We start from the raw sequence: 19,439 nt of genomic DNA, 5'->3' as shown, positions 1-19,439 counted from the left end.
TCCGAGCATCGTACGGGTTCATGCTGGGGTGCGCCGGAATATGTCAGGCCCCGGCGGTAACGTAGGGGCTATGGCAACTCGCACCGCGTCACGGAGCACGGGGAAGTCCCGGTCCAAAGGGTCCCCGTCCTTCGAATGCACTGAATGTGGCTGGCAGACGGTCAAGTGGGTCGGCCGCTGTCCGGAGTGCCAGGCCTGGGGCTCTGTGGAGGAGAAGGGCCAGGTCACCGCCAGGACGACGGCGGCCAGTCAGCTCGCTCAGCCCGCCCGGGTGATCCATGAGGTCGACGCCTCCGAGGCGGAGTTCAGACCCACCTCCATCGGCGAGCTCGACCGGGTGCTCGGTGGAGGGCTGGTGCCCGGCGCGGTGATCCTGATGGCCGGCGAGCCCGGTGTCGGGAAGTCCACGCTGCTGCTGCAGGTGGCCTCGGCGGTGGCCCGGGCCCACCCAGACTCCCCGGTGCTGTATCTGACCGGTGAGGAGTCCGCCGCGCAGGTGAAGAAGCGCGCCGAGCGCATCGACGCGATCTCCGAGGGCCTCTATCTCGCCGCCGAATCCGACCTGGGCCAGGCGTTGGGCCAGGTGGAGAAGCTCTCGCCCCAGCTCACGATCATGGACTCGGTGCAGACGTTCTCCTCGGCCGAGATCGACGGTGCCCCCGGAGGGGTCACCCAGATCCGCGAGGTCACCGCCTCGATGATCGAGTCCGCCAAGCGCAAGAACATGACCACCATCCTGGTGGGGCACGTGACCAAGGACGGCAGCATCGCCGGACCCAGGATGCTTGAACACCTGGTGGACGTGGTCTGTCAGTTCGAAGGGGACCGGCACTCCCGGCTGCGGCTGCTGCGCGCGGTGAAGAACCGCTACGGGCCCACCGATGACGTGGGCTGCTTCGATCTCAACGAGGACGGTCTGACCTCGCTCGCAGATCCCAGCGGGCTCTTCGTCTCGGCGATGACCGAACGTGTCCCCGGGACCTGCATCACCATCACCCTCGAGGGTCGAAGGCCACTCACCGCCGAGGTCCAGGCGCTGGTGGCCGAATCACAGGCGTCCCAGCCCCGCCGGGCGGTCTCCGGTCTGGACTCACCCCGGGTCTCGATGCTGCTTGCGGTGCTGCAGCGCCGCGCCAAGCTCACGGCGCTGATGAAGTCCGAGGCCTATGTGGCCACCGTGGGCGGGGTCAAGATCACCGAACCGGCGGCAGATCTCTCCATCGCCCTGGCCGTGGCCTCCGCTGCGCTGGAGAAGCCGCTGCCGAACCGGTTCGTGGCCTTCGGCGAGGTGGGCCTCGCCGGTGAGGTCCGCCCGGTTCCGGGTCTGCGCCAGCGCCTCGAAGAGGCCCAGCGGCTGGGCTTCACCCATGCCATCGTCCCGCGGAAGTCCACCGGCACGGAGAAGGAGGCCACCCCGCAGGGAATGCGGGTCCGCGAGGTCGGTTCACTCACCGAGGCGCTGAGCCTGGTGCTCGACGGCGGCCAGTCCGGCTGACCCGGTACCTGCCGTCTGCCCGGCGACGGGCCCGCCGGGCCCCTGAGAGGCCGAACCCTGCGCTCCGGGGAGGCTGATCTGCCCGGCATCATCGGCGGCCAGGCCGTCGCGCAGCAGCGAGTCCAGGCAGCGGCTCCGCTGCTCCTGGGAGGCGTCGGGAAGCGGGAGCTCGTCGAGCAGCTCGGTGCGCCCCACGGTTTCTCCGGTGCGCAGCACCGCCATGATCGCCCCACGCACCTGACGGTCCGTGCCCGCCCATCCCTGGCCTCGGGTCTGCTGCTCCTGCGTGGCCGGAGGTGACCCGGCGGCCCGCCATGCGCAGAGGTCCGCCACGGGGCAGGCCTGGCACTGTGGGGCGCGAGCCGTGCAGATCAGCGCCCCCAGCTCCATGGCCGAGGCGTTCCAGGCGCAGGCGGTGGCGCCGTCGTCGGGCTCAGCGGCGGGCATCAGTTCGTGGGCGAGCCGACGCTGCGCCGAGGTGTAGGTCTTGCCCGGCAGCGCGTGCCCGGTGAAGGCACGCGCGTGGACCCGGCGGATATTGGTGTCCACCACCACCTCGGGCTCCAGAAACGCGAAGCAGGCCACCGCGGCGGCGGTGTACTCACCCACGCCCGGCAGTGCGCGCAGCTCGGCGGCGGTGCGGGGCACCTCGCCCTGATGGCGCTCCACCATGGCCTGCGCGGCGGCCTGCAGGCGCAGCGCGCGACGTGGATACCCCAGCCGGTCCCATGCGGTGAGGACCTCTGAGGTCGGGGCCGCGGCGAGATCAGCCGGCTTCGGCCAGCGCTGCATCCAGAGCTCCCAGCGCGGAAGCACCCGCACCACCGGGGTCTGCTGCAGCATGATCTCGCTGACCATGACCCCCCACGGGGTGCAGTCGGGCTCCCGCCAGGGCAGCGGGCGGGCGTTGCCCTCGAACCACTCGATCACTCGCTCGTGGACCAGCGTGGGCTCCGGGGTGAAGCCGATCTCCGGGCGGAGGGATCCCTCGCGAGCGGAGTTCATCGGGCTGGCGAGGGTTGTCCTGGCGGCAGGCTCGGCGGTGGGTCTCATCGCCATGAGTCTAGAGACTCCCGGCAACCGCTGCTCCGGCGATGATGCCGTGCTCTGGCGATCGCTGCGCTGGGGTGCCGTGGCGAACCTGCTGCGACGGCGCCGGTTCAGGCCTGCACGTTCAGGCTGCCGATCAGCTCCTGCACACGGGTGCGGATGTCATCGCGGATCACACGGACGGTCTCGATTCCCTGCCCTGCCGGGTCATCGAGCTGCCAGTCCTCATACCGCTTGCCGGGGTAGAACGGGCAGTCGTCCCCGCAGCCCATGGTGATCACCACGTCCGAGTCTTGGACGGTGACCGGAGACAGCTTGTCCGGAATGTTCTTGGAGATGTCGATGCCGACCTCGGCCATGGCCTCCACCGCCACGGGGTTCACCGAATCCGCGGGCTGAGTGCCCCCGGAGTAGACCTGCACGGTGTCCCCGGCGAGTTCACGCAGGAAACCGGCGGCCATCTGGGAGCGCCCTGCGTTGTGGACGCAGACGAAGAGGACTGTGGGCTTGTAGGTGCTCATGGTGTTCCTTCCGAGGGCTTGCCGAATAGAGGGGGCGAAGGTCAGAGACTGTGAGGGGCGGCTGCGGCGATCGGGCTCTCCTGCTTGGCCGCGATGTTCGAACCGGTGAAGAACCGGCGGGCCCACAGGGCCACGTAGACCAGCGCGACCAGGACCGGAACCTCGATCAGTGGGCCGACCACTCCGGCCAGCGCCTGCCCGCTGGTGGCGCCGAAGGTGGCGATCGAGACGGCGATGGCGAGTTCGAAGTTGTTCCCGGCCGCGGTGAAGGACAGCGTTGTGGTGCGCTCGTAGCCCATCCGCAGCATCCAGCCGATGACCATGGAGGCGGCGAAGATGACCACGAAGTAGACCAGCAGCGGCACCGCGATCCGGACCACGTCCATCGGGCTGCTGAGCACCTGTTCGCCCTGCAGCGCGAAGAGCACAACGATGGTGAAGAGCAGGCCATAGAGCGCCCAGGGGCCGATCTTCGGCAGCACCTTGGCCTCGTACCATTCGCGACCGCGGGCTCGTTCGCCCAGGGTCCGGGTGAGGTAGCCCGCCAGCAGCGGGATGCCCAGGAAGACCAGCACCGAGACGGTGATTGCGACGATGGAGAACTCGGCCGAGGTGGTCTCAAGCCCGAGCCAGCTCGGCAGGACCTGCAGGTAGAACCAGCCCAGCACGCCGAACATGAAGACCTGGAACACCGAGTTGATCGCCACAAGCACCGCTGCCGCCTCACGATCACCGCAGGCCAGATCGTTCCAGATCAGCACCATGGCGATGCATCGGGCAAGCCCCACGATGATCAGGCCGGTCCGGTACTCCGGCAGATCGGCCAGGAAGACCCAGGCCAGGACGAACATGAACGCCGGGGCCAAGACCCAGTTGATCAGCAGCGAGGTGATGACCAGCTTCTTGTCCTTCAGCACCCGACCGGTCTCGTTGTACCGCACCTTCGCGAGCACCGGGTACATCATGATCAGCAGACCCACAGCGATGGGCAGTGAGACTCCGGCAACCTCCATGGACTCCATGGCCACGCCCACCTGGGGGACGACGGCGCCCAGCGCAAGTCCCAGCCCCATGGCGGCGATGATCCAGACCGGGAGGAAACGATCCAGCACCGAGAGCTTGGCCACCACGGCCGAAGCGTCGGGGACGGATGGGGCAGACTGGCTCACAAGCACTCCTGGGAAGATCGACAAACTTCGATGCCCCGAGTATCGTCAGGAATATCGATGGATGTCAATCCATGAGATGTGCGGGGGGAAGATATGCGCAGAAGCCGCCCCTGGACGGAGAATGGATCTCGAGCAGACCAGCTCGAGCAGACCAGGCCGAACCTTGGAGGAGAAGCGATGACCGCCCAGATCGACTGCAAGGTGCCGCAGGATCCGCAGTCGCCGGAAGATCGTGTCGCACTGGACTCCGAGGGCGCCGCCGAGCTCGCCGTGGGATTCAAGGCGCTCGCAGATCCGAATCGCCTCACCCTGCTCACCCTGATCGCCGCCGATGCGGCCGGGGAGGCCTGCGTCTGTGACCTCACCGAGCCGCTCGGCCTGGGTCAGCCCACTGTCTCCCACCACCTGAAGGTGCTGGTCGACGCCGGGTTCCTCACGCGTGAGAAGCGCGGGACCTGGTCCTACTACTCGGTGGTGCCAGGGGCTCTGCAGGACCTCTTCAACTCCCTGACCGATTGGACCACACCCTGATGCCCGAGACCACGACGAACCACTCAGCACCCGAGACCACCCCGGAGAACTCCACCAGCCCCTCCGATCAACCGGTCCGCGGCGCCGAGGAAGAGGTTGCTCCGGTGTCAGAGCCCACCGAGCGTTCCCAGAATCCAGCGGTGCTCTTCGTCTGCGTGAAGAACGGCGGCAAATCGCAGATGGCGGCCGGGCTGATGCGCCAGGACCTTGCAGCGGCAGGACTCGGGGGCGCCGTCGTCGTCTCCTCGGCCGGCACGCAGCCAGGCTCGAAGGTCAATGCGCTCGCTGCAGAGGTGCTCGCGGAGGTCGGTGCCGACATCGCTGGTGAGGCCCCCACGCAGCTGACGCCGGAGGCGATGCGTGAGGCTGGGCACGTCGTCATCCTCGGTGCCGAGGCCGAGGTCGACGCGCTCGAAGGCGTGAAGATCGAACGCTGGGAGCTCGACGAGCCCAGTGCGCGCGGCATCGAAGGGCGCGAGCGGATGGAGCTGGTCCGCGATGACATCCACCTGCGGGTGCGGGAGCTCCGGGAGCGCCTGCTCGGCTGAGAAACAGCGCCAGTCTCCTCCGCTAACCTGGGGCCATGGGTTCCCAGCGAAGGCGGCAGTCTGCCGAGGTCTACAGGCGTCGTCGCATCCTCGTCGGGGTGCTCGCAGTGGTGCTTCTGGTGCTTGCAGGATGGCTCGTGGGCCTTGCGATGGGCGGCGGGCAGGAGTCGCAGGAAGCCGAATCGGGCCCGGACTCCACAGGTCAAGACGCTGACGCGGGTCCCGACTCGACCGGCTCCGAGCCAGCGGACGAGGACGGATCGGAGCCCGGCTCCGAAGACCCCGAGGAGGCCGAGGCTCCTGACTCCGAGCCCGAACCGTCCCAGGACCAGCCCCCCGAGGACGGGAGCTGCCGCACCGGCGATCTAGAGGTCCGCGCCTCCACGGGCTCGGAGTCCTACGGGCCTGGCTACGCCCCGATGCTGGTGATGGAGGTGAAGAATACCGCCGACTATGCCTGCGAAGCTGACCTGGGCACCGAAGAGCAGGAGTTCCTGATCGAACATGGCGGGGCCGTCATCTTCTCCACCGCAGAATGCTCCGTCTCCCGCGAGTCGCTTCCCGTGCAGCTCGAGCCCGGTCAGGTGGAACAGGCGCATTTCACCTGGCCCCGCTCAGACTCGGCCGAGGACTGCGCCGAGCCGGCCGAGCTGAATCCTGGCAGCTATGCGCTGACGGTGAGCCTCAGCGGCGTCCGCTCGGAGCCGCATGACTTCAGGCTGAACGAAGGCTGATCCCGCCAGGTCTGGCGCTTGGCCGGAACAGCACGCCGATGCCGGGTCCGCGCCTAGACTGTCTCGATGGGTTCTTTCATCATCAGACCGGCGCGCACTGCCGACGTCGCCGCAATCATGGGCATGGCTGAACCTCTGGTGGACCAGCGCGTGCTGGTGCCCAAAGAGGCCGTCGCCTATTACGAGGCGATCCAGGAATTCGTCGTGGCCGAGGCCCAGGACGGCAGCCTGATCGGGTTCGGCGCCCTGCACGTGATGTGGAAGGACCTCGCCGAGGTGCGCACCCTGGCCACCGATTCCCGTTGGCGCGGACACGGCGTGGGATCCGGACTGCTCAAGGAGCTCACCACGCGAGCCCACACCCTCGGCGTCAGCCGAGTGTTCTGTCTGACCTTCGAGGTGGAGTTCTTCACCCGGCATGGCTTCGGGATCATGGATGACCAGGCCGCGGTGGACCCGGAGGTGTACACCGAGCTGCTGCGCTCACCCGATGAGGGTGTCGCGGAGTTCCTCGACCTCGCCCGGGTCAAGCCCAACACCTTGGGCAACACCCGGATGATCCTGCAGCTCTGATCTCTGGGGCCGCACAGCCCGGAACCTCACAGCTCGGGGAGCTGCTCGCGGGCGTCTTCATGGCTGGATCCTGCGGCCTGCAGCATGTCCACCACGAGCGTGCGCAGCAGCAGCACCACGGTCTCGCCCTCCAGCGTCCCGATCCCCAGGGACTTCGGGTGCAGTCGCTGAGCCAGTGCCGAGAGTCCCTCCTGCGCGGTGTTCATCCGGTGGGTATAGGCCGAGCCGGGCTCCGAGACCGCCTGGGAGAGCAGCAGCGAGCAGTCGGCGAACTCGTCCAGCACCGCCGAGAGGTTCTCCACCGCCTCGTCGCTGAGCGTGGCGTGGTCCACGGTGCTGATGATCCGGCGCGCCACCACCCGCATGCTGCGCACCGAGAGGTCCACCTGGTCCGCGACCTCGGCCATATGCCGGACATAGTGGCGGTGCTTGCGGTAGGCCGGGGAGAAGACGGTCAGCTCCTTGGCTGAGCGCACCGCGTTGCGCAGCTCATCGATCTGTGGCTGCAGGCCGCGGCAACGGATCAGTGAATGCCAGGCCTGTCGTGAATCCGAGTTCCGCACCGCCTCGGCGACGTCGCGCAGCGAGGCGGTCATCGCGTCCACCACGCTCTTGAGCTCAGCTATCGGCTCGCGGCGCGGATCCTTCGGGGTCAGCAGCGTGATCACCATCGCCACCGCGCCGCCGATGATCGCGTCCAGGCTGCGTGTGAACGGGCCGAGCGCGGCGGCCTCCGGGGGTGGTATCAGCACCACCAGCAGGGCCTGAAGCCCCATCTGCATGGCCAACACCGGCCCGGAGTCCAAGAAGCGGGCCAACATGATGGACAGGAACAACACCAGCGTGGCGGTGCCCAGGTTGGAGCCGAGCTGATGCAGCAACAGGTCGCCGATCAGGATGCCCAGCGTGCAGCCCACGCTGACCTCGAGCACCTTGCGCATTCGTGGTTCTTTGGTGAAGCCCAGGGCGATCAGCGCGGCGATGGCGGCGAAGAGCGGATCATCGTGGCCCAGCACCCGCTCTGCGATCGTGTAGGCACCCACGCCGGCCACGGTCATCTGCAGAGCAGGAATCACCGAGCGTCGCATCCTGCGGACCCCGACCCGGAATCGGCGTCGGGTGAAGCGGCGCGCCCGGTCCAGCGGGCGGGGAATGGAGCGCTCGGTCGTCACCCCATGAGTGTAGGCGGCGCACACCCAAGGGGATACGAGGTGCCTCACACCTGGCCGTTCTTGGCCATGTCATAGGACACACCGGCACGGCGCGCCAGTTCACCAAGCGTTCACCTTAAGTGAGCGCCACGGTCACCTGTTCAGCGGTCCAGGGTCACCTGTGGTGCCTAGTGTGATGCGAGGTTCGCAGGACGCACCCCTGGTGAACCGCACAGACTCCTTCAAACGGCGCATATCGGCGCCTGATGAAACCTCAGAGAGGCACAGACAACGTGAAGATGAAGAGCTTCGGTCGCGCGGCGGCCATCCTGTCCGTATCAACCCTGGCCCTGGTGGGCTGCGGCGAGTCCAACAACCCGGATGCCGGGGGCAGCGACGCAGAGGGCGGCGAGAACGGCGCGAGCAGCGAGGTCGCGGGCACCCTTGTGGGCGGCGGCGCCTCATCCCAGGAAGCAGCTATGACTGCCTGGACCGACGGCTTCACCTCCGTGGCCCCTGATGCTCAGGTCAACTACGCATCCGTGGGCTCCGGTGGCGGCCGCGACGGCTTCCTCGGCGGTGAGTACGACTTCGCGGGCTCCGACGCTGCGATGAGTGATGAGGAGTGGGAGTCCTCCCAGGAGGTCTGCGGCCCAGAGGGCGCGTTCCACATCCCCTCCTACATCTCCCCGGTGGCGGTGGCATTCAACGTCGAGGGCATCGAGGACACGCTGAACCTCGATGCCGACACGATCGCCGCCATCTTCGCCGGTGACGTCACCAGCTGGGACGACGAAGCCATCGCCGAGCACAACCCGGACATCGAGCTGCCCGCCACTCCGATCTCGGTGGTGCACCGCGCAGACGACTCCGGAACCACCGAGAACTTCGTGGACTACCTCGCGAACGCCTCGGAGAACTGGGACTACGAGGTCTCCGGCGAATGGCCCAGCGAGATCGCCGCAGAGTCAGCCCAGCAGACCTCCGGCGTCGTCGGCCTGACCTCCGAGACCGACGGTGCGATCACCTACGCCGATGCCTCCCAGATCGGTGACCTCACCACCGTCGCCGTGCAGGTCGGCGAGGAATACGTCGAGTACTCACCCGAGGCCGCCTCCCAGGCCGTGGCCTCCTCCACCCCGGTCGAGGGCCAGGCGTCGAACAACATGGCCTACGAGCTGGACCGCAACACCGAGGAGTCCGGCGCCTACCCGGTGGTCCTGGTGAGCTACCACATCTTCTGCAACGAGTACCCCGACCAGGAGACCGCCGACCTGGCTACCGCCTTCGGTGAGTACGTCATCTCCGAGGACGGCCAGGCCACCGCCGAAGGTGCCGCAGGCAACGCCCCGATCTCCGATGAGCTGCGCGACGGCGCCATGGAGTCGCTCTCGGCGATCACGGTCTCCGAGTGAGCTTGAGCAGTCGCTGCACAACGTGAGTCCCACGGACGTCGGGTGGTCGGGTCGGAGTTCAGACTCTGACCGCCCGGCGTCCGTGCACGTGTCATCAAGCATCAACCACACAGATCTGAGAGGCAGACCAGGTGACCAGCTCACTGACTCAGTCCGATAAGCGGGGAGTCGCCGGAGACCGCGTCTTCTCCGCGCTGACGCTCTCCGCCGGCGTCCTCATCCTGCTCACCCTGGCCTTCGTGGCACTGTTCCTGACGGTGAACTCACGGGATGCGGTCTACCAGGAGGACCAGGGCGGCTGGATCCTCACGGCGTTCCTCGACTACGCCTATCCGCTGGTGATCGGCACGCTCATCGCCTCCTTCATCGCGCTGATCCTGGCCGCGCCGATTGCTGTCGGTGTTGCGCTCTACATCTCGCACTACGCCCCGCCGCGATTCTCCAAGAGCATCGGATATGTGATCGATCTGCTCGCCGCGATCCCCTCGGTGGTCTATGGCGCGTGGGGCATGAGCTTCCTCGGGCCGGCGCTGATCCCGGTCTATGGGTGGCTGCACGAGAACCTTGGATTCATTCCGCTCTTCGCCGGCGACCCGTCCCAGACCGGACGCACGATCTTCACCGCCGGCGTCGTGCTGGGTGTCATGATTCTGCCGATCATCACCTCGGTCTGCCGCGAGATCTTCATCCAGACCCCGAAGCTGCATGAAGAGGCGGCGCTCGCGCTGGGCGCGACCCGCTGGGAGATGATCAAGATGTCGGTCTTCCCGTTTGCGCGCGCCGGCATCATCTCCGGCATCATGCTGGGCCTCGGTCGGGCTCTGGGCGAGACCATGGCGGTGGCCCTCGTACTGTCCCCAGGCATGCTCACCGCTTCTCTGATCTCCAGCGGGAACAGCACGATTCCGGCAGAGATCGCTCTGGGCTTCCCCGAAGCTCCGCCGGGCTCGGAACGTCAGGCCCAGCTCATCGCCATCGGCCTCGTCCTGTTCCTGATCACGCTGCTGGTCAATATGACAGCCCGTTGGATCGTCAGCCGCCACAAGGAATTCTCGGGAGCCAACTGATGACACAGACCCCAACTCCGACGCCGGCCTCGGTCCAGGGCCCCTCCGGTGCGCCAGGCCTCAGCGAGCCCACCAGCAACGGGGTGCCGCGGCGCAGCTCCCTGACGCAGAACACGTTGCCGTCCTGGCTGTGGATCGTCATGCTCGGCGGATCCGTCATTCTGGGCGCGGCGCTCTCGGCCCTGCTGGGATTCAATCTGGCCACATTCTTCATCTTCACCGCGGTGATCTACGTGATCAGCAGCTACATCGTCACCCGCACCCGGGTGAACCGCAGACGCGCCACCGACGGCCTCTGGACCAACCTGGTCTACCTCGCCTTCCTCATTGCCCTGATGCCGCTGGTCTCGGTGATCTGGTCGGTGGCCTCGGTCGGCATCCCGGGTCTGATGACGCCGGGCTTCATGGTCTCCGACATGCAGGGAATCACCGGGCTGGTGGACCAGGCGTCCCAGACCGAAGGCGCGCCGGTCCTCGGTGGCATCGCCCATGCCCTGATCGGATCGCTGCTGATCACCTTGGCCGCCACCGCGATCTCGGTGCCGATCGGTCTGCTCGCCTCGATCTACCTGGTGGAATACGCCAAGGGTGGGCCGCTGTCCCGGGCTATCACGTTCTTCGTCGACGTGATGACCGGCATCCCCTCCATCGTGGCCGGGCTCTTCGCCGGTGCGGCCATGGCCTGGTTCCTCTCGGTCTTCAGCGGGGTCACGGGCCTGCTCACCACCCAGCGCTCCACCCTCGGGATCACCGCGGCCATCGCGCTCTCGGTGCTGATGGTTCCGGTGGTGGTCCGGACCACCGAGGAGATGCTCCGAGTGGTGCCCAATGAGCTGCGCGAAGCCTCCTACGCCCTGGGCGTGCGCAAATGGCGGACCATCTTGAAGGTGGTCCTGCCCACCGCCATCTCAGGCATCGCCTCAGGGGTCACCCTGGCCATCGCCCGGGTGATCGGCGAGACGGCCCCGATCCTGGTCACCGCCGGGTTCGTGGTCAACACCAACTGGAACCTGTTCCAGGGTTGGATGACCGCGCTGCCGGTCTACATCTTCCGGCAGTTCCAGAACCCGACCTCGCCGAACTTCTCGGACCCCTCGGAGCAGCGCGCCTGGGCGGCGGCACTGGTGCTGATCCTGATCGTGATGGGGTTGAACCTCTTCGCGCGGCTCATCGCCAAGCTCTTTGCCCCCAAGCAGGCCGGACGCTGACCACAGCCTCCGCGGCCCCATCGTCCTTTCCAGAGAAAGTGTGAATATCAGACATGTCTAAGCGAGTAGATGTCATTGATCTCAACGTTTATTACGGTGATTTCCTGGCGGTGGAGGGCATTAACATGAGCATCGATGCCCAAGCGGTGACAGCCTTCATCGGTCCCTCCGGCTGCGGCAAGACCACCTTCCTGCGCTCGCTGAACCGGATGCATGAGGTCCTTCCCGGCGCCCGGGTGAAGGGTCAGCTGCTGCTTGACGGGGAGGACATCTACGATCCCGGGGTGGATCCGGTGACCGTGCGCACCCAGGTAGGCATGGTGTTCCAGCGTCCGAACCCGTTCCCGACCATGACCATCCGAGAGAACGTGCTGGCCGGCTATAAGCTCAACGGCGCCCGGCTCTCGAAGTCGGAGTCCGAGGAGATCGTCGAGACCTCGCTGCGCAGCGCGAATCTGTGGAACGAGGTCAAGGATCGGCTGGACCGCCCGGGCTCAGGCCTCTCCGGCGGCCAGCAGCAGCGGCTGTGCATCGCGAGGACCATCGCGGTGAAGCCCGACGTCATCCTCATGGACGAACCGTGCTCCGCGCTGGACCCGATCTCCACGCTCGCCATCGAGGACCTGATCGGTGAGCTGCAGCAGGACTACACGGTGATCATCGTGACACACAACATGCAGCAGGCGGCACGGGTCTCGCAGAAGACCGCGTTCTTTAACATCGCCGGCACCGGCAAGCCGGGGAAGCTCATCGAATACAGCGACACCACCGCGATCTTCAACACCCCGCAGGAGAAGTCCACCGAGGACTACGTCTCCGGACGCTTCGGCTGAGCACCGGGGAGCCGGCCAGTGGAGGCTGACCCCCGGTCGTGGGCCCGCCCTCGGCTGGGGTTCCTGTCTCGGCTCAGCCCAGCAGCGGACTGAGCGCAAGCGTGAAGACCGCCGTGGCAGTGCCGGCGGCGATCGGGGTCAGCACCCAGTAGCGGCAGATGCGGCGGAACTGCCGCCAGTGCACGGTGGTGAAGCGCTGGTTCGAACCGGCCCCGATCACCGTCGAGGCCGCGGTCAGCGATGTGGACAGCGGGAGCGCGAAGCCGAGCGATCCGATGAACAGCAGCGCCGAGGTGGACGTGGTCGCCACCATTCCGCGCAGCGGATCTATCTCCACCAGGCGGTGACCCAGCGTGTGCCCGATCCGCCAGCCGCCGCTGAGGCAGCCGGCGCCGATCATCAGGGCGAATCCGACGTAGGCGTAGGGCAGCCACATCTGCGCATCATCGACCTCTGCCGCGACCAGGGCGGTGAGCAGCACGAAGGAGAACCGCTGTCCCTGCTGCAGCCCGGTGCCCAGGGAGGTGACGCCCACGCTCACCGCCTGGGTCATCCGTGATGTCGTGTTGACCGCATCCGGATCCTCGCCGCGGGCGAAGCGAACGGCCACGAAGACCAGCAGATATGCGAGCCCGAAGGCGGCCAGCGGAGACAGCAGAAGCGTCAGCGCCGCTCCGGCCCAGGGCATCGCAAGAACTTGTTCGAAGTCGAGATCCGCGACGACGGCGGCGGCCAGCGTGCCGCCGAGGAAGCCAGCCAGCAGGGCGTGAGTGGTCGACGTCGGCATCCCGCGCAGGTAGGTGAAGAGGTTCCAGCCGAACAGCGCCAGGGCGGCGGAGAAGACGACGGCGAGCAGCAGTCGCGGCTCCATCTGCGGGAACTCAAACCAGGTGTAGAGGTAGATTCCCAGCGGCAGGGCCAGCAGCACGCCGAGGGTGTTGAATCCCGCCGCGAGTCTCGTAGCCGCCGGAGGTGTCAGCGCTCTGGTGCGCACCGGGATGGCGATCGCGTTGGGTACGTCGTGGAGTCCAGCGATGAATGCATTGGGAATCAGCGTCAGGCAGATGAGCCCGAGCAGAATCATCTCCACGCGGGTGCCTCAGGACTCGCGCACGATGATGGAACCGGCGGTGACCGCCACAGCTCGCTGGTCGTCGATCGCGGCGAGCAGCGCATCCGCGATCTGCGCCTGCTGCAGCGCGATGTTCGGCTGAAACGCGTTGTCCGTGCTGGTCATCCACGCCCGGTGGGTTCGGTTCGCCTGCTTGGTCAGACGCTGCATCTGGATCCAGTAGTCCTCAAGCAGGTCGAAGTCCTCCAGCCGGGACATCGCGGCCACCGTGAGGTCCAGCTGGCGGCTCAGCGTCTCTAGCTGTTCGGCGCTCTGGCTGGGCAGGCTCAGATGCGGGCGGGCAAGGATCAGGTCCCCGGCGGCGACCACATGCTCCATGGTCCGGTTCAGCTGCTGGGAGAGCGCGTAGATGTCGTGCCGGGGCAGCGGAGTCAGGAAGACGCTGCGTATATGAGTCATCAGGTTGAAGTGCAGGTCCACTGCCCGGCCCTCCAGGCCGAGCAGCTGTTCGCGCAGCACGGCACGTTCCTCGTTCGGGCTGCCCAGCAGCTGTGAGATCAGCTGCACCCCGGCACGCACCTCACGGGCGATGCTCGCCAGAAGGTCTGTGGCCTCAGGCTTGCGCTGGCCTCTGCGTGCGATCATGCGGTGTATTTCCCCAGGTGAACGAGTGTCGAGGTGTCGGCCACGAGTGTATAGCGCCAAGATGAATTCGGCTGAGCGGCCTGGAAAGGTCCGCCGTGAGGGGGATGTCTCCAATGAGCGGGCTCAAGAGCGTTGAGGTGTGCCGGGCCGGGAACGCCTCACGGCGCGGGGCCGCTCGAAGCGGCTCAATAATGGAGCCCGGGGGTTACCGCGGCCCGGCACACCTCCAGTGTGCTCCCTGTCCCTGCATGCGGTCAACTGGGCGGCAGGACCAGCTCTGAATCGGGGCCCTCAAGAGATATACCCAGGTCTGCGCTGAGCGCTGACCTGGGTATATCTGTCTCCAACGGAGGACTATGGTGGGCCCTGCGGGACTCGAACCCGCGACCAGCGGATTAAAAGTCCGATGCTCTACCAACTGAGCTAAAGGCCCCTGTGGAGCCGCTGAAGACCTCCCCTATGGTATCGCCGCCGGGGCCTGCGGCATAATGACGGACACGATGTGGGCTGGCAGTTCAGCGGCTCACAGACCGAAGCGAATCTCTCCAAGGAGGACGCGATGACCAGCCAGCCCCGCCACCGCCGGCCGCGCTACACCGAGCCGGCAGCCTTCGATCAGCGAGAAGGCGGCGCGGATCCTGCCATCATCTCCCAGGCGGCCCACGACACCGCCCATGCGCTGGTCTTTCACGGTCGCGATTCCGACGATCCCGAGGTCACCGAGCGGTTCATCCGGCTGGCCGAGACCGAAGGCATCGAAGCGATCGCCGAGCTCTGGTCAGATTCCCCGGCGCACTCCTTGGCCGGTGGCCTCTGGAGGATCTACGCGATCCGAGCCGCGGTGAACAAGGACCCGCAGCGGATGAGTGAGTATTACCAGCTGGGCAAGACCGACTCGGCGCCGCACGCGATCGCAGGAGTGGCCGAGCCGCCCACTGCGCAGGAGATGAACCGTCTGGCTGATCTGGTGCTGGCAGGCATGTACCGCGGCGATATCGATTCGGCCTTCGACCGGGCCGGGGCGTTCTGCCGAGTGATCGCCCGCGGCCAGGCGCTCTGGGCGGGGGGCTCAGAGCGGCACAGTCCCGAATCCGCTCAGCGCCTCACCGAGCGGGCCGACCAGCTGCTGCGCACCGCGGAGGAGCTGGAGAGCGCTGCCAGAGGCTGTCGCGCCGGAACCCTCGACTGATCGGGATTTTTCTCGCGAAAAATGTAAATCTACTGGTGCAGAAACCTGGTTTCTGACTTTTCTAAAGGTATTGTGGAAGTCGCGACGCGCGGGTCCAGCAGATGCAGTGTGTCGCCGACCGGGGCCGGGGGGCTTCGGCGTACGGAACCAGTCACGACCAGCTCTCGCTGGCCGCACCAAGGGGCGCACCATGACAGATCAGCAGCCGAACTCTGGCCGGGAACCAGAGTGGGATCGCTTCACTCCGCCAGGCGGGCATCAGCCGGCCGACGGCCATCCGGGCTCCGGTGAGCAGGGCCAGCCCGGGTACGACCAGGGCTACGGTCAGCAGGGCCAGCCCGGGTACGACCAGGGCTACGGCCAGGGCAGCTTCGGCGAATCGGGCTACCCGCAGCCTCCCGGCGGGCACGGATATCCCCAGGGGCCGCAGGGTCCTGGCGGGCCCAGTTACCCCGAGGGCCCCGGGGGCCCGATGTACCCGCAGGGTCCCGGTGGGCCCAGTGGCGGAGGCAAGGGACCCGGCAAGGGCCTGCTGATCGGGCTCATCGTGTCCGGCGTCGTCGTGGTGGGCGTGATCATCGCCCTGGTCATGATGCTCACCGGCGGCGGGTCTGCCGAGGCTGAGGATCAGACCGGTGACGCCGAAGCGGCCAGTGACACCGAAGCCGCCGAGGAGTCCGAGAACTCCGGGAGCGTCGAGACCGACGCCGAGACCCCCTACTCTGCGGTCGAGTCCTACTTCACCGCGCTCGCCGAGGGCGACGCGGAAGCCGCGCGCTCCCTGGTCTATGACGCCGGAGACACCACCTACCTCACCGAGGAGGTGCTCGCTGCCTCACTGGAGCTGGCCCCGATCACCGAGGTGGAGGTGGCCGAGGAGGAGATCACCGAAGACCTCGCGTTCTCTCACCAGGTCCAGGTCAGCTACACCCTCGGCGACGCCGCTGTGACCAAGCGGATCTACACCTACCAGAACAACGACACCGACTCCTGGGAGATCGACGGCGCTGCGACGCTGATGCAGCCAGATCTGGGTGACCTGGAGACCACGGTCAACGGCGAACCCGTGTCCGGCTCCGAGGTCACCGTCTTCCTCGGGCTGATCTACGAGATCGCCATCGATGACGAGAACTTCACCATCGACGGCGACGGCCTGGTCGAGGTGACGGAGAGCTACACCAGTGCCAGCACGCTCGATGTCGGACTCACCGAGGAGGCCACCGAGACCTGGCGCGAGCTGATCCTCAGCGAGGTCGAGGAATGCGTGGCCTCCACAGACCTGGAAGCCGGCTGCGGCCTCGACATGCCCGAAGACGCCTCCGGAGCCACCGTGATCGAAGGCAGCATCTCGCGTTCACTGCCGGCCGAGACCGACCAGGAGCTTCAGCGACTGACCCCGGAGCCCAGCTACTCCACGCCGACCCTGGTCGGTGCCGAGTACTTCAGCGGCCGCGTCGATGTGGAATATGAAGCCAAAGAGGACGGTGTGACCAGCCTCTACGAACTGTACTTCGGGGATCCGGGCACACTCGGGCGCCCCATGGTCGACATGACCGCCGATGAGCTGGAGGTCATCTGGGAGTAATGCTCCCCGGTGCGGGCTTACACTCTCCTCGTGCACCAGAACACTGCGAATCCCTCCACGGCGCTGCCCACCGGTGAATCGGTCCTGCAGGGCCTGCCCTGGCGATGGAACACCCAGGGCCGAATCTTCCTCATCGGTGGGCTGGGATTCATGTTCGATGCCTGGGACGTCTCGCTCAACGGGATCCTGATTCCGCTGCTCTCCGAGGAGTGGGACCTGACCCCCTCGGATGCTGCCTGGATCGGCACCGCCAACCTGATCGGCATGGCGGTGGGCGCCGTCATGTGGGGCACGATCGCTGACCGGATCGGGCGCAAGAAGGCGTTCGCCTGGACGCTGCTGATCTTCTCGCTGTTCACCGTGGCCGGTGCCATGACCGGAAGCCTGGAGTGGTTCGTGCTCTTCCGCTTCCTGGCAGGCGTTGGCCTCGGCGGCTGCATCCCGGTGGACTACGCCCTGGTGGGCGAGTTCACCCCGGCCAAACAACGCGGACGGGTGCTCACCGCCATGGACGGCTGGTGGCCCATCGGCGCGGCCCTGGCGGGCTTCGTCTCGGCCTGGCTGGTGGGGACCTGGGGGGATTGGCGGCTGCCGCTGCTGGCCATGATCCTGCCCGCCCTGCTGGTCTTCGCGGTGCGGCTCTTCGTGCCTGAATCCCCGATGTATCTCATGCGCCAGGGGCAGATGGAAGAGGCGCGCAAGGTCATCGACTCCATGGTGGCCCGCACCGGGGCTCCGGTCCGGGCGTACACCCTGGAGACCACCCAGGCCCCGGCGAAGCTGAGCTTCCGTGCGGTGGGCGAGCAGCTGAGGCTCGTCTGGGCGCATGGCTGGCGGGTCACCACCGTCTCCTGGGTGCTCTTCTTAGCGATCATGACCGTCTATTACATCGCGATCCAGTGGATGCCCACGCTGCTCATCGAGGCGGGGTATGAGCAGGATCAGGCGTTCATCCGCACCGCAGGAATGGCCGCCGTCGGACTCATCGGGGTCGTCATCTCCACGGTGCTGGTGGAGATCACCGGACGCCGGGTGCTGCTGGCGTTCTCCGCGCCGCTGGCCACCGCGATGCTGGTGATTCTTGGACTCACCATGCACCTGCCCACGGCGGTGCTGATCCTGCTGCTGGGCTTTGGGATGGTGATCCAGATCGCGATCCCGGTGCTCTACACCTACGTCTCGGAGCTCTACCCCACGGAGCTGCGCGGATCCGGCTTCGGCTGGGCCTCGACCATCTCGCGGATCGGTGCCGGACTGGGCCCGCTGCTCTTCATCGCCTGGATGGAGCCGACCTTCGGTCTGGCCGGAGCCTTCGGGATCTGCCTGATCGGCGTGGTGCTGGCGGTGCTGCTGATGCTCAGGCTCGCTCCCGACACCACCGCCAGACAGCTCGACTGAGCGCGGCTCTTCCGGCTCGAGCCGGTGAACATCACGGAAACTTCCGGGCAATGTTTGAGGTGAAAATGTGACGTACTATTGCCTGCATCACTCGTTTCTCGGCACCCGTAGAGGTGCCGTTCTTGCACCATGAGGAGAGCCCCATGAAGAGGTCCTTCAAGACCCGCGGCACCATCGCCGCGACGGCCGCCGCAGCACTGCTCCTGTCCTCCTGTGGAGAGGCTCCCGAGGAGGACGGCGAGGGCGCCGCCGCCGAAGAGGTCGACTACAAGGCCTGCCTGGTCTCCGATGAGGGTGGCTGGGACGACCGTTCCTTCAACCAGTCCGCCTTCGAAGGCCTGGAGATGGCCATCGACGAGCTCGGCGTCGACTCCGCCGACGCGCAGTCCACCGCCGAGTCCGAATACGGCCCGAACGTGGACACCATGGTCCAGCAGAACTGCGACGTCGTCTTCGGCGTCGGCTTCCTGCTCGAGGAGGGACTGCGGGAGGCCGCCGAGGCGAACCCGGAGACAGACTTCGCGCTGATCGACTCCTACTTCAACTTCGAAGAGGGTGAAGAGCTCGAGAACGCCAAGCCGCTGGTCTTCAACACCGGTGAGGCCGCCTACCTGGCCGGCTACGTGGCCGCCGCGATGAGCGAGACCGGCGTCGTCGGCACCTGGGGCGGCATCCAGATCCCCTCGGTGACGGTCTTCATGGACGGCTACGCCGACGGTGTGGAGCGCTACAACGAGGACAACGACGGCGACGTCGAGCTGGTCGGCTGGGACAAGGAAGGCCAGACCGGGTCCTTCTCCGGTGACTTCAGCGACCAGACCCAGGGCCGCGAGGTCACTGAGCAGCTGCTGAGCCAGGACGCTGACATCATCATGCCTGTTGCCGGCAACGCCGGCGTCGGCGCAGGACCCGCCCTGGAGGCGGCCGAGGCCAAGATGATCTGGGTCGACTCCGACGGCTACGAGTCCACCGACTACGGCGACATCGTGCTGACCTCGGTGCTCAAGGAGATCGGTCAGTCGGTCTACGCCACCATCGAAGAGGGCACTCAGGACGGCTTCAGCAACGAGTCCTACGTGGGCACCCTGGAGAACGAGGGTGTCGGCCTGGCGCCGTTCCACGACTTCGAGGACGAGGTGCCCTCCGAGGTGACAGAGGCCATCGAGCAGCTGCGCCAGGAGATCATCGATGGCGACACCGCCATCGAGTCCGAGAACGCCCCGTCCTGACCCGATCCTCACCGACGAATAACTGA

The 19,439-nt window shown here is 66.8% G+C and carries 19 protein-coding genes and 1 tRNA gene; 13 read left to right on the top strand and 7 right to left on the bottom strand.

The genetic code is table 11. From position 1 onward, the window contains the following. Positions 1–70 precede the first annotated feature (70 nt). Positions 71–1,495, top strand: coding sequence for a DNA repair protein RadA (gene radA / locus EV640_RS02370; RefSeq protein WP_036474611.1), 1,425 nt, complete (start codon positions 71–73; stop codon positions 1,493–1,495). Here radA and EV640_RS02365 read toward each other — a convergent pair. The 3 genes from EV640_RS02365 to arsB all read right to left on the bottom strand — a co-directional run bounded on the left by EV640_RS02365 (position 1,445) and on the right by arsB (position 4,139). Further along, on the bottom strand, positions 1,445–2,548 hold the full coding sequence (locus tag EV640_RS02365; RefSeq protein ID WP_243832195.1) for an HhH-GPD family protein: 1,104 nt from the start codon (positions 2,546–2,548) through the stop codon (positions 1,445–1,447). The genes radA and EV640_RS02365 overlap by 51 nt on opposite strands. A gap of 107 nt (positions 2,549–2,655) precedes the next feature. After that, complete coding sequence (locus EV640_RS02360) at positions 2,656–3,066, bottom strand: arsenate reductase ArsC (protein WP_133725666.1); 411 nt, start codon at positions 3,064–3,066, stop codon at positions 2,656–2,658. A gap of 41 nt (positions 3,067–3,107) precedes the next feature. Next, positions 3,108–4,139, bottom strand: coding sequence for an ACR3 family arsenite efflux transporter (gene arsB / locus EV640_RS02355; RefSeq protein ID WP_424991608.1), 1,032 nt, complete (start codon positions 4,137–4,139; stop codon positions 3,108–3,110). Between the two features lie 273 nt (positions 4,140–4,412). On the opposite strand from arsB, the gene EV640_RS02350 reads away from it, so the two are divergent. The 4 genes from EV640_RS02350 to EV640_RS02335 all read left to right on the top strand — a co-directional run bounded on the left by EV640_RS02350 (position 4,413) and on the right by EV640_RS02335 (position 6,621). Continuing rightward, positions 4,413–4,766: an ArsR/SmtB family transcription factor gene (locus EV640_RS02350; RefSeq protein WP_051501019.1), complete on the top strand. Its 354-nt coding sequence runs from the start codon at positions 4,413–4,415 to the stop codon at positions 4,764–4,766. Beyond that, positions 4,766–5,314: an arsenate-mycothiol transferase ArsC gene (locus EV640_RS02345; RefSeq protein WP_084479462.1), complete on the top strand. Its 549-nt coding sequence runs from the start codon at positions 4,766–4,768 to the stop codon at positions 5,312–5,314. The genes EV640_RS02350 and EV640_RS02345 overlap by 1 nt, the downstream gene beginning before the upstream one ends. Positions 5,315–5,349: 35 nt before the next feature. Then, a complete protein-coding gene (locus EV640_RS02340) occupies positions 5,350–6,048 on the top strand; it encodes a hypothetical protein (RefSeq protein ID WP_133725665.1) in 699 nt (232 codons plus the stop codon). 66 nt (positions 6,049–6,114) lie between these two features. Further along, positions 6,115–6,621, top strand: coding sequence for an amino-acid N-acetyltransferase (locus EV640_RS02335; RefSeq protein WP_036474606.1), 507 nt, complete (start codon positions 6,115–6,117; stop codon positions 6,619–6,621). Positions 6,622–6,647: 26 nt separating this feature from the next. Here the strand turns inward: EV640_RS02335 and EV640_RS02330 are convergent, their stop codons facing one another. Further along, on the bottom strand, positions 6,648–7,793 hold the full coding sequence (locus EV640_RS02330) for an FUSC family protein (RefSeq protein WP_235180979.1): 1,146 nt from the start codon (positions 7,791–7,793) through the stop codon (positions 6,648–6,650). Positions 7,794–8,065: 272 nt separating this feature from the next. On the opposite strand from EV640_RS02330, the gene pstS reads away from it, so the two are divergent. From pstS to pstB, 4 genes are all read left to right on the top strand, one after another. Further along, entirely contained in the window at positions 8,066–9,187 is a 1,122-nt protein-coding gene (gene pstS / locus EV640_RS02325) for a phosphate ABC transporter substrate-binding protein PstS (protein WP_133725785.1), read from the top strand. A 131-nt stretch (positions 9,188–9,318) separates the two neighbouring features. Next, a complete protein-coding gene (pstC, locus tag EV640_RS02320) occupies positions 9,319–10,254 on the top strand; it encodes a phosphate ABC transporter permease subunit PstC (RefSeq protein WP_036474604.1) in 936 nt (311 codons plus the stop codon). Next, a complete protein-coding gene (pstA, locus tag EV640_RS02315; RefSeq protein ID WP_133725664.1) occupies positions 10,254–11,462 on the top strand; it encodes a phosphate ABC transporter permease PstA in 1,209 nt (402 codons plus the stop codon). The genes pstC and pstA overlap by 1 nt, the downstream gene beginning before the upstream one ends. A gap of 53 nt (positions 11,463–11,515) precedes the next feature. Further along, a complete protein-coding gene (gene pstB / locus EV640_RS02310) occupies positions 11,516–12,295 on the top strand; it encodes a phosphate ABC transporter ATP-binding protein PstB (RefSeq protein ID WP_133725663.1) in 780 nt (259 codons plus the stop codon). A 73-nt stretch (positions 12,296–12,368) separates the two neighbouring features. On the opposite strand, the gene EV640_RS02305 is transcribed toward pstB, so the two are convergent. The 3 genes from EV640_RS02305 to EV640_RS02295 form a co-directional block, all read right to left on the bottom strand. Continuing rightward, the gene (locus tag EV640_RS02305; RefSeq protein WP_166645845.1) at positions 12,369–13,379 is read right to left on the bottom strand and encodes an inorganic phosphate transporter; all 1,011 of its coding nucleotides are present in this window, start codon (positions 13,377–13,379) and stop codon (positions 12,369–12,371) included. A 15-nt stretch (positions 13,380–13,394) separates the two neighbouring features. Next, positions 13,395–14,012: a DUF47 domain-containing protein gene (locus EV640_RS02300; RefSeq protein ID WP_036474602.1), complete on the bottom strand. Its 618-nt coding sequence runs from the start codon at positions 14,010–14,012 to the stop codon at positions 13,395–13,397. Between the two features lie 357 nt (positions 14,013–14,369). Then, positions 14,370–14,445, bottom strand: a tRNA-Lys gene (locus EV640_RS02295). A 126-nt stretch (positions 14,446–14,571) separates the two neighbouring features. Here EV640_RS02295 and EV640_RS02290 point away from each other — a divergent pair. From EV640_RS02290 to EV640_RS02275, 4 genes are all read left to right on the top strand, one after another. After that, positions 14,572–15,201 carry a hypothetical protein gene (locus tag EV640_RS02290; RefSeq protein ID WP_133725661.1) on the top strand — a complete coding sequence of 210 codons (630 nt, stop codon included), beginning with the start codon at positions 14,572–14,574 and terminating at the stop codon, positions 15,199–15,201. A 190-nt stretch (positions 15,202–15,391) separates the two neighbouring features. Then, entirely contained in the window at positions 15,392–16,786 is a 1,395-nt protein-coding gene (locus EV640_RS13660; protein WP_208292158.1) for a hypothetical protein, read from the top strand. A gap of 30 nt (positions 16,787–16,816) precedes the next feature. Then, a complete protein-coding gene (locus tag EV640_RS02280; protein WP_133725660.1) occupies positions 16,817–18,184 on the top strand; it encodes an MFS transporter in 1,368 nt (455 codons plus the stop codon). A gap of 143 nt (positions 18,185–18,327) precedes the next feature. Beyond that, positions 18,328–19,413 carry a BMP family lipoprotein gene (locus EV640_RS02275; RefSeq protein WP_133725659.1) on the top strand — a complete coding sequence of 362 codons (1,086 nt, stop codon included), beginning with the start codon at positions 18,328–18,330 and terminating at the stop codon, positions 19,411–19,413. Positions 19,414–19,439: the final 26 nt, after the last annotated feature.

It is taken from the genome of Nesterenkonia aurantiaca, from assembly GCF_004364585.1.
In the GTDB taxonomy this organism is placed as follows: Bacteria; Actinomycetota; Actinomycetes; order Actinomycetales; family Micrococcaceae; genus Nesterenkonia; species Nesterenkonia aurantiaca.
This window is presented reverse-complemented; position numbering and strand designations above follow the sequence as displayed.

Excerpts from the sequence above, each read along its gene's own strand:
- radA (WP_036474611.1), top strand. The coding sequence starts at position 71 with ATGGCAACTCGCACCGCGTCACGGAGCACGGGGAAGTCCCGGTCCAAA.
- EV640_RS02365 (WP_243832195.1), bottom strand. The coding sequence starts at position 2,548 with ATGAGACCCACCGCCGAGCCTGCCGCCAGGACAACCCTCGCCAGCCCG.
- EV640_RS02360 (WP_133725666.1), bottom strand. The coding sequence starts at position 3,066 with ATGAGCACCTACAAGCCCACAGTCCTCTTCGTCTGCGTCCACAACGCA.
- arsB (WP_424991608.1), bottom strand. The coding sequence starts at position 4,139 with ATGGGGCTGGGACTTGCGCTGGGCGCCGTCGTCCCCCAGGTGGGCGTG.
- EV640_RS02350 (WP_051501019.1), top strand. The coding sequence starts at position 4,413 with ATGACCGCCCAGATCGACTGCAAGGTGCCGCAGGATCCGCAGTCGCCG.
- EV640_RS02345 (WP_084479462.1), top strand. The coding sequence starts at position 4,766 with ATGCCCGAGACCACGACGAACCACTCAGCACCCGAGACCACCCCGGAG.
- EV640_RS02340 (WP_133725665.1), top strand. The coding sequence starts at position 5,350 with ATGGGTTCCCAGCGAAGGCGGCAGTCTGCCGAGGTCTACAGGCGTCGT.
- EV640_RS02335 (WP_036474606.1), top strand. The coding sequence starts at position 6,115 with ATGGGTTCTTTCATCATCAGACCGGCGCGCACTGCCGACGTCGCCGCA.
- pstA (WP_133725664.1), top strand. The coding sequence starts at position 10,254 with ATGACACAGACCCCAACTCCGACGCCGGCCTCGGTCCAGGGCCCCTCC.
- pstB (WP_133725663.1), top strand. The coding sequence starts at position 11,516 with ATGTCTAAGCGAGTAGATGTCATTGATCTCAACGTTTATTACGGTGAT.
- EV640_RS02305 (WP_166645845.1), bottom strand. The coding sequence starts at position 13,379 with ATGATTCTGCTCGGGCTCATCTGCCTGACGCTGATTCCCAATGCATTC.
- EV640_RS02300 (WP_036474602.1), bottom strand. The coding sequence starts at position 14,012 with ATGATCGCACGCAGAGGCCAGCGCAAGCCTGAGGCCACAGACCTTCTG.
- EV640_RS02290 (WP_133725661.1), top strand. The coding sequence starts at position 14,572 with ATGACCAGCCAGCCCCGCCACCGCCGGCCGCGCTACACCGAGCCGGCA.
- EV640_RS13660 (WP_208292158.1), top strand. The coding sequence starts at position 15,392 with ATGACAGATCAGCAGCCGAACTCTGGCCGGGAACCAGAGTGGGATCGC.
- EV640_RS02275 (WP_133725659.1), top strand. The coding sequence starts at position 18,328 with ATGAAGAGGTCCTTCAAGACCCGCGGCACCATCGCCGCGACGGCCGCC.